Origin of the sequence: Micromonospora sp. SL4-19, assembly GCF_047921475.1 — a bacterium.
In the GTDB taxonomy this organism is placed as follows: Bacteria; Actinomycetota; Actinomycetes; order Mycobacteriales; family Micromonosporaceae; genus Micromonospora.
Genome location: NZ_JBLROB010000009.1, coordinates 18,096 through 31,121, shown reverse-complemented (window position 1 = coordinate 31,121; position 13,026 = coordinate 18,096). Strand labels below are relative to the sequence as shown.

Genomic DNA, 13,026 nt, shown 5'->3' with positions numbered 1-13,026 from the left:
GTCGCGGTTGATTGAGAGTCTGACATGGAAGCGCTCCCATCACAACGTCGCCGCCGCTCAGGCACGTCCATGTTTCGATCTCGTTTAGGGGCTTTCACAAACCCGTGACGGGCATTACAGTCGCAAGCATCGCCGATGGGAGCGCTTCCATCGATCGAGATGCAAGTCCGAGTTCGCTGGGGAACCCCCGTGTCCCCAGCGCACCAGCCCAAGAGGCTGACGGCGGGCCAGCCCGGACGCCGCCGTCAGCCATCACCCACCGGCTTGGAGGGAGGTGGAACCAGAGCCACTCGCGTGGCCCGGCTCCCGCGCGACACGTACGACAGAACCCAATTCCACTCGTGCGTGTGTGCATCGCTAGTGGGGACGGGGGTTGCCCTCCCCCGTCCCCACACACTAATCCCCCGTTGTCGACGGGAAAAGAGGCCGACGGGAATGGCGCGACACGCCTCCCGGCCGGCCTCCTTTCGCTATCTGCCCGCCTCGCCGCTCGCACCGCCCCGCGAGCGACACCCACCCGCTCACTCACCTCCGGCCGCCCGCCAACCGAACCGCATTTTCGCCGCGGTCCGCCCAGGAGACGCGGCCGGCCCCGCCTGGCCTATGCTGGGAGCGCTCCCGGCCCCAGGGTGGCCAGTCACTCCGAGGAGATCATCCATGTCGCTACTCACCCGACGGCGCCTGCTCCGCCGCGCCGCCCTCTCCGCGACCGCCGCCGGCGCGGCCCGTGTCGGGCTCCCCGGTGCCGTCGCGGCCGGGACCGCCGCGGCCGCCGCCGCTGTCGCCGGCTGCGACGACACGCCCGACCCCGCCCCCGACGGCGACGGGCACGGGCCGTTGCGCTTCCCGCCCGACTTCGGCTGGGGCGCGGCCACCTCGGCATACCAGATCGAGGGCGCGGCCAAGGAGGACGGCCGGGGCGAGTCCGTCTGGGACACCTTCAGCCACACCCCGGGACGGACCCGCAACGGCGACACCGGCGACGTCGCCGCCGACCACTACCACCGGTACGTCGAGGACCTCGACCTCATGCGCGGCCTGGGCCTGCGCAGCTACCGGTTCTCCATCTCCTGGTCCCGCATCCAGGCCGACGGGTCCGGCCGACCCAACCAGCGCGGCCTCGACTTCTACCGCCGCCTCGTCGACGGGCTGCACGAGCGCGACATCGCCCCGATGGCCACCCTCTTCCACTGGGACCTCCCCCAGGCCCTTCAGGACGCCGGCGGCTGGGAGAACCGGGACACCGCCGAGCGCTTCGCCGAATACGCCGACATCACCTTCCGCGCCCTCGGCGACCGGGTACCGGTCTGGCTGACCATCAACGAGCCGAAGACCGTGGTGCAGAACGGCTACCTGTGGGGGCACCACGCGCCCGGCCACCAGGACCCGGAGGCGGCGTACCTGGTCGCCCACCACCTCCAGCTCGCCCACGGCCTCGCCGTACGCGCGCTGCGCGCCACCGGCGCCAAGACGCGCATCGGCCCCGCGCTCAACCTGCACCCCTGCTACCCGGCCGACAACACCGCCGAGGCGGCCACGGCGACCCGGTTGTACGACGGCTACGAGAACCGGCTCTACCTGGACTCGATCCTCAAGGGCGCCTACCCGCAGGACGTGCTGGCCGACCTCGGCCCGGACAGCCGGATGGTCCGGGGCATCCGCGACGGCGACCTGGCGATCATCTCCAGCCCCGTCGACCTGCTCGCCGTGCAGTACTACACGCCCATCTACGTCACCGGCCAGGGCGACACCGTCAGCAAGTGGCCCACCTCAGAAGCGAGCTGGCAGCAGATCTACCCCGAGGGGATGTACGACATCCTCACCCGGGTCACCGGCGACTACGGCCCGATCCCGCTCACCATCACCGAGAACGGGCTGCCCTGCCCGGACGACCTCGCCGCGGACGGCACCGTCGACGACGCCGCCCGGATCGACTTCCTCCGCGACCACTTCGCCGCCGCCCACCGGGCCATCCAGGACGGCGTACCGCTGGAGAGCTACCACGTCTGGTCGCTGCTGGACAACTTCGAGTGGAACGAGGGATACCAGCAGCGCTGGGGTCTGGTCTACGTGGACTACCCGACGCAGCGCCGGGTGCTCAAGCGCAGCGCCCACTGGTATCGCACGGTCATCCGCAACAACGGGCTGTAGCGGGCCCTGCGCGGCCCGGCCGGGGCGCTGCGCCGGCCGGGCCGTCCCCGCTCAGCGGGGCAGCGCCTGCTGCAGCTCCGCCCTCAGCGCGGGGGTGAGCATCTCGCCGGCCTGCTTGGCCAGGCGCGCCATCTCGTAGCCGACCACGCCGATGTCGGCCTCCGCGCCCGCCAGGGTGGCCAGGATCGAACCGTCCCGGATCTGCATCACCAGGAAGTAGCCCCGGCCCATCTCCACCACCGTCTGCTTGACGATGTCCCCGTCGAACATCTGGGCCGCTCCCGAGGTGATGCTCATCAGACCGGAGGTCACCGCGGCGAGCTTGTCCGCGTGGTCGCGGGGCAGATGGGCGGAGATCGCCACCAGCAGCCCGTCGGAGGAGACCACCACCGCGTGCGCCACCCCCGGGACCCGCTCCGCGAACGCGTTCACCAGCCAGCTCAGGTCACGTGCCTCCTGGCTCAACACCGTCACTGTTGTTGTCCCCCTTCGCTGCGTACGCCGGCGGGCGGCATGAACATCTCTATGGTCTCGTCGGCCTCGGCCCGCCGCACCCCGCCGTAGAAGCGGGCGAGCATCCCGCCGACGGCCTCCGGGTCCGGGTCATGGCGCGGGACCAGCTCGGCCGGACGGCCCGGCCGGGTGGCCGGGGCGAGCTGGGCCATCGGCACGCGTACCGGCAGGCCCCGCTCGTTGATCCCGGCGGTGACCGGCGTCGTGGCCGGCGCCGGGGTCACCCCCCGCACCGGAGACGACGGGCCCCGACGGCTGAACCAGCCGCCCCCGACGGTCGGCGATCCGGCCGCCGGGGCCAGCACGTCCTCGGCCCGGACGGGAACCCGGCGGACCTGCCGCGGCACGGCCGGCGCAGGTCCGGCCGGCACCCCCGGGTGAGCCGCCGCCGACCGGACCTCCGGACGACGGCCCGCCACCGGCACCTCGTGCGCCGCACGCGGGTCGGCGGCGCGGGACGCCGCCGCGACCTGGGCGATCCGCATCCGCGGTGAGGCCGGCAGATCCCGCCCGGCGGCGGGCGGCGGGGCCAGCAGCGCGACGGGCAGCCGGATCGCGGCCACCAGGCCCTCGTGGCCGCCGCTCAGCCGCACCTCGACCCCGTGCCGGGCGCCCAGGTGACTGACCACGAACAGGCCCATCCGCTCGGAGGCCGCCACGTCTGCCGCCGGCGGGGCGGCCAACAGCGCGTTCGCCTCCGCCATCGCCGCCGGGCTCATCCCGAGCCCCTGGTCGACGATCTCCACCAGCGCGCCCCTACTACTGTCGGCCCGCACGATGACCCGCACCACAGTGTCCGGTCGGGAGAAGGCGGTGGCGTTCTCCAACAACTCGGCGAGCATGTGCACCAGGTCGCCGACCACGTGCCCGACGACGTGCACGTCGGCGGCGGATTCGTGGCGGACCCGCTGGTACTGCTCGATCTCGGCGCTCGCCGCGAGCAGCACCGCGCCCAGGCCGACCGGCCGGTTCCACCGCCGGCTGGACTCCGTGCCGGCGAGCACCAGCAGGCTCTCGTCGTTGCGCCGCATCCGGGCCGCGAGGTGGTCGAGCCGGAACAGGTTCTGCAGCTGGTCCGGGTCGCCCTCCTCGCGTTCGAGCTCGTCGAGGAGTTCCAACTGCCGCTCGACCAGCACCTGGCTGCGCCGGGCCAGGTTGACGAACATCGCGTTGACGTTACGCCGCATCAGCGCCTGCTCGACCGCGACATCCACGGCGCTACGGTGCACCGCCACGAACGCCTCCGCCAGCTCGCCGATCTCGTCCCCTGCACGGACCACCGCCGGCGGCACCTCGATCGCGCCCGCCCAACGGTCCATCACGCGCAGCCGGTCCAGGGTGTCCGGCAGCTCGACCTGCGCGATCCGCAGCGCCTGGCCACGCAGCAGCCGGATCGACCGGGCGACGGAGCGACCGACGAGCAGTGAGATCAGCACGGCGACCAGCAGCACCGCGACAACGCCGCCGACCACCAGCAGGGTGTCCCGCAGCTGCCGGGCGCTGGCGTCGTCGGCCCGGCGTACGGCGTCGTCGAGCACCTCGCTCTCCAGCTCGCGCAGCAGCACCTGCCGCTGCTCACTGGCCGCCCACCACTCTGGTGCGGCCAGCAGCGCCGGCTGGGTGGTGGCCGTGGGCAGGGTCTGCTCCTCCAGCGTGGCGGCCGACACGAACGCCGGATCCCGCGTCGCCCGGGCATAGCGGCTGACCTGTTCGGCGGTCGCCACGACCCGGAACGCGCCCAGCGCGGTGAGCTGTTGGGCCCGCAGGTCGGTCAGGGTGGCCTGATCATCGACCTCGTACCGGCCGGCGCGGGAGGCCGCGTACAGCTCCGCCCGGATCCGGGAGGAGAGCTCCTTGACCCGGGCGAGCTGCACGTAGCGCAGCACCGCGTCGGTCAGCGCCTGCTGGTCGTCCCCGGGCGAGGGCTCGGCCAGCAGGTTGAGCAGGGTGGCGATGGCCCGGTGGTAGTGGTTGAGAATGGTGTCGCTGCTGAGCACCGCCGGCGGGATCGTGGGGCGGATGTAGATGACCTGGTCGTACGCCTGCAGGACCTCCGAGTACGCGACCCGCCAGCCGGCGTCGGCGTCAGCGAGCGGCTCGGCGGCCCTCCGCAGGTCGGCCAACGCCTGGTCGGTGGCGGCCTGCAACGGCGCCAGCGTGGCGATCGCCGCGTCCCGGTCGACGCCACCGCCCGACCGGCGCAGCGCGGCCAGCTCACCGGCGGCGCGGTCCCGCTCCTGCTGCAGCCGGTCCACCAGGCCGGTGATCTGCCGGCCGACGCCGACCTGCTCGGCGAAGCCGCTCAGCACCGTGGTCCGCCCCACCAGCCCCCGGGCCTGCACCCCGGCCAGCGTCAGGAACGCCAGCGACGGGATGACCAGCACGGTGGCGAGCTTGGTGCGCATCCGCCAGTCCCGCAGCCGGAAGGCCGAACGCCGCCGGTGGGGCACCACCCGATCGTCGAACCGGCTCCGGCGCGGGTACGAGGCCGCCCCGCGACCCGGGTCGGGACCTGCCCCCACACCTGCCTCCTCGGCCCCCTCGACTTGACCATGATGGGAGCGAGGTCCATCCAACCAGGCCAGTGGGCGGTGTCAACGGGTCGAGCGGCCGTACAAACAGGAACATCAACGCGGCGGGGTGCCGGCTACGGTGTTCGGCGCATCCGATTCATCCGTCCGGCCGATGCCCCGCAGGTGCGCCGCCTCGGCGATCCGACCCAGCGCGACCAGGGCCGCGCCGGTCCCCCCGACCTCCGGATTGTGCTGGTATCGCACCGTACGTGGTGCCAGCTCGTCGGCGAACGCCCCGCGCCACCAGGCGGAGGCGGCAATCGCGCCGCCGCCCAGCACCACTTCGGTCGGGCGGTCCAACCCGGACTCCAGCACGGCGAGGTCGTCGGCGACCAGCCGGCACAGGCCGGTCATCAACCCGGCGAGGATGTCGACGGCGGTGGTGCCGAAGCTCAGCGCGTGCAACTCGCCGGAGCCGGCGGGCGCGACGCCGGGCGGCCGATCACCGCCGAACCGGACGTTGGCCCGAACCCGCAGGCCCTCGGACGCCCGGGCCAGGGCGGCCTCGAGCTCGGCGCCCGCGGGCAGGCGCAGCTCCCGGGTGGCCCACGCGTACAGATTCCCGCCGCTGGAGTACGCCGCACCGGTCACCACGTGCTCGTGGTCGACCCGGTAGCGCCAGAGATGCTCGGCCAGGGGCGGCAGCTCCGCCCCAGCCGGAGCCGCCCGCAGCAGGCGCACCGCGGCGGAGGTGCCGACGGTCACCGCGGCCCGCGACGGATCGACGCAGCCGGAGCCGACGTTGGAGGCGGCGCCGTCGCCCACCGGGGCGGCCCAGCGGGCCTCCGCCAGCTGCGGCCAGCGCCGGGCGAGCTCGGGGCAGAGCCGGCCGTGCCACCGCTGCGGCGCCAGCGCCGGCAGCTCCGCGGGGCGCACCCCGGCAAGCTCGCACGCCTCGGCGTCCCACGTCAGCCGGCGCAGGTCGAGCAGCCCCGCGCCCGAGGCCATCGACACGGACATCGGCGCGTCGTCGAGCAGCGCACCGAGCACATACTCGACCAGCCCCACGAAACGGGCGACCCGCCCGCCGGTCCGCTCCCGCAGCCAGGGCAGCCGGACCGTCCAGAAGCAGCGGTGCCACCACGCCCCGGTGCGCTGGTGGAAGGCGTCGGGATCGGCCGGCCCCGGGGCGCCGGCGGGCGGCTGCGGCCGGGTGTCCAGCCAGGTCAGCACCGGGCCGAGCGGCTCGCCGTCGCCGCCCAGCGGCAGCACCGAGTGCCACTGCGCCGAGATCGCGACCAGCGCCACGTCGCGCAGGTGACCGCCCTCGGCCAGCTCGTCCAGGCACTGCATCAGGCAGGCGAGGTAGCCGGGCCCGTCCAGGGTGCCGGTGCCGTCGTCGCTGGTGACCGGGTGCACCTTGCGACGGGCCAGCGCGCCGGGGCGCGGGGTGGCGTCCGCGTCCAGCACGAGCCCCCGCACGGAGGAGGTGCCCAGGTCGAGAGCGAGAATGTCCATCCCGGGTCAAGTTACCCGCCGGGAGCGACGCCGAGGCCAACATCCGGGTGCGTCGGAGGTGGGAGTGGGGAACGCAGTGGCCGCACCTGCGAAAGTCGGCCTCCCGCCCGACCAGATGACAGCGAACCGTGCGGGGCCTGAGCCATGCCGGGCAGCCTTGGTGCGACGCCAGCGGGCGTCGGACAGGTCGGAGGGGTGGGGTCGTTCGGCCATACGATCACCTGGCCCCGCCGCCGTGCGCGGTGCACCGCCGGTAGGTGGATCGCACGACCGCCGGTAACCGGTTACAGTCCTCGAAGCGGATCAACCACGATCGCCAGGAGGTACCCGGTGACGAACGCCAGCGGACCCGCACCGTCTGACGCCCGGACCGATTGGGAAGCCCGCATCGCCCGCCGCAGCGACGAAGGCGACACGGCCGCGCTACCGGACCTGCCACCGCCGGCCATGCTCACCGCCACCCCCGGCCACGGACACGTCCGCCTCTCCTGGCAGCCCGTCGACGGCGCGGTCGGCTACCTGGTGCATCGTGCAACGCTGGACGGCGACCGGGCGTCCGGGCCGTTCACCCCGGTGGACCACCTCGGCGGAGACGTGCTCTCCGTGCCCGACACCTGGTACGTCGACACGACCGGCACCCCCGGCGAGCGGTACGCGTACGCGGTGGCCGCCGTCCCCGAGGTGACCGTGACCGGCGCGCTGAGCGACCCGGTCCCGGCGGCCGCCCTGCCAGCCGCCGATGAACCGCCCACCGTCACGCTGCACCTCGACGCAAGGGCTGCGGGCACCACCCTGCACCGGCCCTGGCAGCCGATGATCGGCAGCGAGCGGCTGTCCCAACTGCTCTGCCAGGACCGCTCCGGCGGCCGCGAGATCGGCACCGAACTGCTGGCCGCACTCCGCCGGGTCCACGACGAGATCGGCGTGACCACCGTGCGGGCACACTCGATCCTGCACGACGACCTCGGCGTCTACCGCGAGGTCGACGGCGAGCCGGTGTACGACTTCAGCCGGGTGGACCAGATCTACGACCTGCTCCTGGGCATCGGCATGACGCCGGTGGTGGAACTCGGGTTCATGCCCCACGACCTCGCCAGCGACCCGGACCGCACCGTGTTCACCTACCGCGGCATCATCTCCCCGCCGCGCGCCTGGGACCGGTGGTCCGGGCTGGTCCGGGCGCTGGTGGCCCACCTGCTCGACCGGTACGGCGAGCAGGTGCTCGGCTGGGACTTCGAGGTGTGGAACGAGGCCAACCTGGAGGTCTTCTGGAGCGGCAGCCGCGAAGAATGGATGCGGCTGTACGACGTGACCGCCCGCGCGGTCAAGGACGTCGACCCGCGGATCCCGGTGGGCGGACCCTCGTCGGCCGCCGCCGGCTGGGTGGACGCGCTGCTGGAGCACGCCGCCCGGTCCGGTGCACCCGTGGACTTCGTCTCCACCCACACATACGGCAGCCCGCCGCTGGACCTGCGGCCCACCCTGGCCCGCCTCGGCTTCCCCGACGCGCGGATCCTGTGGACCGAGTGGGGCGTCACCCCCACCCACTTCCACCCGGTCAACGACGGCACCTCGGCCGCCACCTTCCTGCTCACCGGCATGCGGTCCGCCGCCGGCAGGGTCGACGCGCTGTCCTACTGGGTGGCCAGCGACCACTTCGAGGAACTCGGCCGGCCGCCGAGGCTGCTGCACGGCGGCTTCGGCCTGCTCACCGTCGGCGGCATCGCCAAGCCGCGCTACCACGCCCTGCGCATGCTCGCCCAGCTCGGCGAGACCGAACTGCCCGTACGGGCCGCCGGCGACGGCGCCGACGGCCTGGTACGGACCTGGGCCAGCCGGCGCGCCGACGGCAGCCTCGCGATCCTGGTCTGGGTGGCCACCCTCGACCAGGACAAGCGGGACGGGGACCGGGCGCTAACCCGGCGGATCAGGTTGGTCGTCGACGGCGCGGCAGGCCGGCCCGCCCTGGTCTCCCGGCTCGACCGGGAGCACGGTGACATCACCACCCTCGCCGACCGGCTGGGGGTCGCCGAGTGGCCGACCGACGAGCAGTGGATCGCGCTACGCGCCGCCGACCAACTCCCGACGGAGAAGATGCAGCCGGCAGCCGAGGCCGGGGCCGCGGTGATCGAACTGGAGGTGCCGCAGCCCGGGGCGGTGCTGGTCGAGGTCTCCAGCTCCTGAGGCGGGCAGGGGTTCCGCTGGGAGTTCGACACCGAGGACAAGGCGCTCGAACTCCTCGACGTCGTGCGGGATCCCGTACACGATCCGGAACCGACCGCTCGTCAGGGCTCCTCCCCGCGGTCACGGCGCAGCACCGTCAGGGTGGCCGCATCGGCGGGTTCGACCACGGTGAACCGGAAATCGGCGGGAATGCCCGCGGCGAACAGCCGGTCGCCCTCTCCGACGACGGTCGGGAAGGTGATCAGCCGATACTCGTCGACGAGGTCGGCCGCGGCCAGCGCATGCACCAATCTCAGGCTGCCGATCACGACGATGTCGCGCCGCGTGCGCTCGTCCGTGACCCAGGCCACCGGGTCGCCGTCGATCGCCGCCGAGTTCGACCAGGCGGTCGCGTCGATGCCGGTGCGGGTGGCTACGCGCTTGGCCACCGCGTTCATCAGCCGGGCGAAGTCCCCGTCGCGGCGCGGCCAGAGCCGGGCGAAGTGCTCCCAGGTCCGCCGGCCGTAGAGCTGGACGCCCTGCTCCATCCGCGCACCCAGGCGGAACTTGTCGTCGCTGACCGGACCCGGGCCGTAGCGGAACGCCCAGCCGCCGTGGCCGGTCCCCCAGCGCCCGTCGGGGTCGGAGACCACGCCGTCGAGCGTGGAGAACTGGATGACGATGACATCGCCCATCGCCGGCTCCCTCCTGCCGTGGCGGCTCCCGTCCGGCCGCCCTCACCCGACACTTACCGGGGCCGTGCGTCGAACTCATCGCTGCCCGGCGCGGAAATTCCGGTCGTGGTCCGGCGTAGGCTCGCCCGCGTGGCTGGGGCGACGACACGGGACTGGGACGAGCAGCACGAGGCCTTCCGTGGTGACCTGCTGGCACACTGTTACCGGATGCTCGGCTCCGTCGAGGAGGCCGAGGACCTTGTTCAAGAGACGCTGTTGCGGGCATGGCGGGCGGCCGACCGGTACGACCCGCAACGAGCATCGCTGCGCACCTGGCTGCACCGGATCGCCACCAACGCTTGTCTCACCGCGCTGGAGGGACGGGCCCGGCGGCCGCTGCCGAGCGGGCTGGGCCCGGCCGGCGACGACCCGCAGGCGCCGCTGGTGCCGAGCCTCGACGTCCAGTGGTTGCAGCCGTTCCCGGACGCGCGGCTCGGTGATCCCGCCGAAGCCGCCCAGCAACGCGCGGGGCTGCGGCTGGCCCTGGTCGCGGCGCTGCAGGTGCTGCCCGCGCGACAGCGCGCGGCGCTGGTCCTGCGCGAGGTGCTCCAACTTCCGGCCGCCGAGGTGGCACAGGCCCTGGGCAGCAGCGTGGCCTCGGTGAACAGCAGCCTGCAGCGGGCGCGGGCCACGCTGCGGGCCGCCGGCCCGGTGCTCGAGGAGCTGCGCGAGCCCGCCGACCCCGACGAGCGTGCCGTGGTCGAGCGTTACCTGGCGGCGTTCGAGGCAGCCGACGTGCCCGGCCTGGCCAGGCTGCTGGCCGACGACGTGGTGCTGGAGATGCCGCCTGTGGCGCTCTGGCTCGTCGGCCGCGCGCGCTACCGCGAGTTCATGGAGCGGGTCTTCGCCATGCGCGGGCCGGGCTGGCGCCTGCTACCCGTGCAGGCCAACGGGAGCCCCTCCCTGGCGGCCTACGCCCCGGACCCGGCCACTCGAGGAGTCCGGGCGCACTCGCTCCAGGTATTCGCAGTGACCGGCGGCCTGATCCAGCGCTGCGTCACGTTCGCCGACCCGGCGATTTTCGACCTATTCGGACTTCCGGCCGCTCCGCCCGATCGCGCACCAGACATCAAACGACAGCACGAACCCGGCCTGCCTAGAAGGTCATCCGGCTGATGCCGAAGCATCAGTGTGTGAGGGATGCGTTGGGAAGCTTCGATAATTCGTTGCTCGCTTGTTGGAGGCGGCCGTCCGGCACGCACTCGGCGCGGCGGGTGCGGGTCCGCTCCAATAGCAGCGGGTGAAGGGGATAAATGGCTTGCACAGGCGCCGGGCTGATAGTTTGACTGCTCGCCATGCCTTTCCCCTCACCGATCTTCGTCGCGGGTACGGGTCGTTCGGGAACGTCACGCATCGCCGACATCATCGGCGAACATCCGCTGATCCATCGGATTCCCATGGAGACCCGGTTTCTCATCGACCCCGGTGGCCTGCGGGACCTGGCCGACGCGCTCACCGATCGATACGACCCCACCGTCGGTGAGGACGCCCTGCACCGGCTGAGCGACTTCCTCACCGTACGAGTGCCCGGCCGGCGCGACGATCGCGGTAAAACCGTTCCCGAGCTGGTCGGCCAGCGGCGCTACCGGGACGCGGTGCAACAGCTCTGGCCGCAATTGATCGCGTACACATACGACGAACCTGCGCCCGCGGAAGGCTTCGGGAACGCCGACCGGCCTGCCGGGCCGTTCGAGCCGCTGAGCCGCCGGCGGATACTTCCCAGGTATTTCAGCGACCGGGGCGAACTGCTCGGAATCTTGCGGGGCCTGATCGACACCATGTTCGGCGGAGCAGCCGCCGACGCTGGCAAGCCGACCTGGTGCGAGAAGACACCATTCAACCTGCTGTGCATGGAGTTCCTCTGGGAACTGGTCCCCGAAGCGACCATCGTGCACATCAAGCGTCACCCGGTCTCGGTGCTCGCATCCCACCTGGCCCAGCCATGGGCGCCGCCCACCGTCGACGGCGCGCTCGCCTACCTCAAGCCGGTCTACCACCGATGGCTCACCTGGAAGAACACGGCCGACCTGACGGGCAGGCGATACATTGAGGTGAAAGCAGAAGATCTCGCAGCCGACTGGCCCGGGCAGCGCCGCGCCCTGTTCGAACGGCTCGACGTCGACGACTTCGCCACCTCTTCAACGTTTCAGTCTCACAAGCTGACGAACCGCAACGACCAATTCGACGACGAAACCCGCGAGTTCATCGAAGAAGCACTCGGCAAGGTCATCCCGGCCATGGGATATGAGTGACGGCCCTGGCTCCACCTTGACGACGCCGCGTCGCGCCCCTCGAGCGCCCGGTAAACGCTGCTTCAGCCGAACCGCACCGCAGACCACCCGTTCCTAAATTTCCGGCCGTCTTTTGAGCCCGCGCTTATGGGCGGGTGCGCGCTTCTGCCGCTGATCGAGCGTCACAGGCCGTGACCGGTCTGCCCTGTGCTTCAGCTTCCGGTACTGCCGAGAAGAGTGCGCTGTTTCAGCAGTCGGGCACCAGGACCTTACCCGGTGCTGCGGCTGGCGTTATGGTCCAACGGTGGAGATCGTGACTCGCGCCGAGAAGCCTGATTTGCAGGACATGGCCGCTGTCGTGTTCAAGGAACGCTGGCCGGAGTTCATCTTCCACGACGAGGTTCCCAAGAAGTACATGGATCGGGTCGAGGAGTACTTCGGCCGCTTCGACATCATGGTGCTCGACCATGGAACAGTGGTCGCCGGGGGGTGGGGGGTGCCAATTCCGTGGAGCGGAGCCGCCGACGGTCTGCCGTCGGGTTATGACGGTGCGCTCGTCCGGGCTGTGGAGACACGGGAGGCCGACATCCCGGCCACGACGCTGAGCTTCATGGCGGTTGCCGTCGGATCGTCGCATGACAAGCGTGGTCTCGCCACTGCCGTCCTTGAAGAGTTGACGCGTCGGGCTCTCGAGGAGGGCCTCGTGCACGTCATCGCTCCGCTGCGCCCGACGTGGAAGCATCGGTACCCGACTGTTCCGATGGACGAATACGCCGGGTGGGTACGTTCCGACGGGCTGTCGATTGATCCGTGGATCCGCACCCATCAACGCATGGGTGCACGGGTGCTCGGCACGGCACCGAGCTCGATGGTGATCGAGGGCACCGTCGCGCAATGGGAGAGCTGGACGGGGATGGTCTTCCCCGTAACGCGAGAATATGTCGTCCCCGATGCGCTCAACCTCGTCCGGATCGACCGCGAGAAGGACTGCGGTGTCTACATCGAGGAGAACCTTTGGGTTCAGCATCGCTGAACCCAAAGGCATCATCCGGACATCGACGATCGCTCGCGTGTACCTGGCCGAACGTTGACCTCGTCTTGTATGGTGCAAGGCCGCCGGCTCGGCGTGTTTCCGCCAACAGCCTCCAGGCCCGGCTAAGCACCCTCTACCCGCGGTAACTGCGCGGTTGTCGGTACGCCGGT

Annotated in this window: 9 protein-coding genes; 5 read left to right on the top strand and 4 right to left on the bottom strand. The window is 71.8% G+C overall.

The genetic code is table 11. The features are described 5' to 3' along the window. The first annotated feature begins 657 nt into the window (after nucleotides 1–657). A complete protein-coding gene (locus ACNAVT_RS14595) occupies nucleotides 658–2,151 on the top strand; it encodes a GH1 family beta-glucosidase (protein ID WP_416296515.1) in 1,494 nt (497 codons plus the stop codon). A gap of 51 nt (nucleotides 2,152–2,202) precedes the next feature. On the opposite strand, the gene ACNAVT_RS14590 is transcribed toward ACNAVT_RS14595, so the two are convergent. From ACNAVT_RS14590 to ACNAVT_RS14580, 3 genes are all read right to left on the bottom strand, one after another. After that, a complete protein-coding gene (locus ACNAVT_RS14590) occupies nucleotides 2,203–2,616 on the bottom strand; it encodes a roadblock/LC7 domain-containing protein (protein WP_416296513.1) in 414 nt (137 codons plus the stop codon). A gap of 5 nt (nucleotides 2,617–2,621) precedes the next feature. Then, nucleotides 2,622–5,186 carry a nitrate- and nitrite sensing domain-containing protein gene (locus tag ACNAVT_RS14585; protein ID WP_416296511.1) on the bottom strand — a complete coding sequence of 855 codons (2,565 nt, stop codon included), beginning with the start codon at nucleotides 5,184–5,186 and terminating at the stop codon, nucleotides 2,622–2,624. Nucleotides 5,187–5,291: 105 nt separating this feature from the next. Then, complete coding sequence (locus tag ACNAVT_RS14580; RefSeq protein ID WP_416296510.1) at nucleotides 5,292–6,695, bottom strand: FGGY family carbohydrate kinase; 1,404 nt, start codon at nucleotides 6,693–6,695, stop codon at nucleotides 5,292–5,294. 330 nt (nucleotides 6,696–7,025) lie between these two features. Between ACNAVT_RS14580 and ACNAVT_RS14575 the strand changes: the two genes are divergently transcribed. After that, entirely contained in the window at nucleotides 7,026–8,879 is a 1,854-nt protein-coding gene (locus tag ACNAVT_RS14575) for a GH39 family glycosyl hydrolase (protein ID WP_416296508.1), read from the top strand. Nucleotides 8,880–8,980: 101 nt separating this feature from the next. On the opposite strand, the gene ACNAVT_RS14570 is transcribed toward ACNAVT_RS14575, so the two are convergent. Beyond that, nucleotides 8,981–9,553 (bottom strand): dihydrofolate reductase family protein, encoded by a 573-nt coding sequence (locus tag ACNAVT_RS14570; protein ID WP_416296506.1) that lies wholly within the window; start codon nucleotides 9,551–9,553, stop codon nucleotides 8,981–8,983. 129 nt (nucleotides 9,554–9,682) lie between these two features. Between ACNAVT_RS14570 and ACNAVT_RS14565 the strand changes: the two genes are divergently transcribed. The 3 genes from ACNAVT_RS14565 to ACNAVT_RS14555 all read left to right on the top strand — a co-directional run bounded on the left by ACNAVT_RS14565 (nucleotide 9,683) and on the right by ACNAVT_RS14555 (nucleotide 12,856). Then, on the top strand, nucleotides 9,683–10,708 hold the full coding sequence (locus ACNAVT_RS14565; protein ID WP_416296505.1) for a sigma-70 family RNA polymerase sigma factor: 1,026 nt from the start codon (nucleotides 9,683–9,685) through the stop codon (nucleotides 10,706–10,708). Between the two features lie 179 nt (nucleotides 10,709–10,887). Next, nucleotides 10,888–11,844 carry a sulfotransferase family protein gene (locus ACNAVT_RS14560; protein WP_416296503.1) on the top strand — a complete coding sequence of 319 codons (957 nt, stop codon included), beginning with the start codon at nucleotides 10,888–10,890 and terminating at the stop codon, nucleotides 11,842–11,844. Nucleotides 11,845–12,127: 283 nt separating this feature from the next. Continuing rightward, complete coding sequence (locus ACNAVT_RS14555) at nucleotides 12,128–12,856, top strand: GNAT family N-acetyltransferase (RefSeq protein ID WP_416296501.1); 729 nt, start codon at nucleotides 12,128–12,130, stop codon at nucleotides 12,854–12,856. Nucleotides 12,857–13,026: the final 170 nt, after the last annotated feature.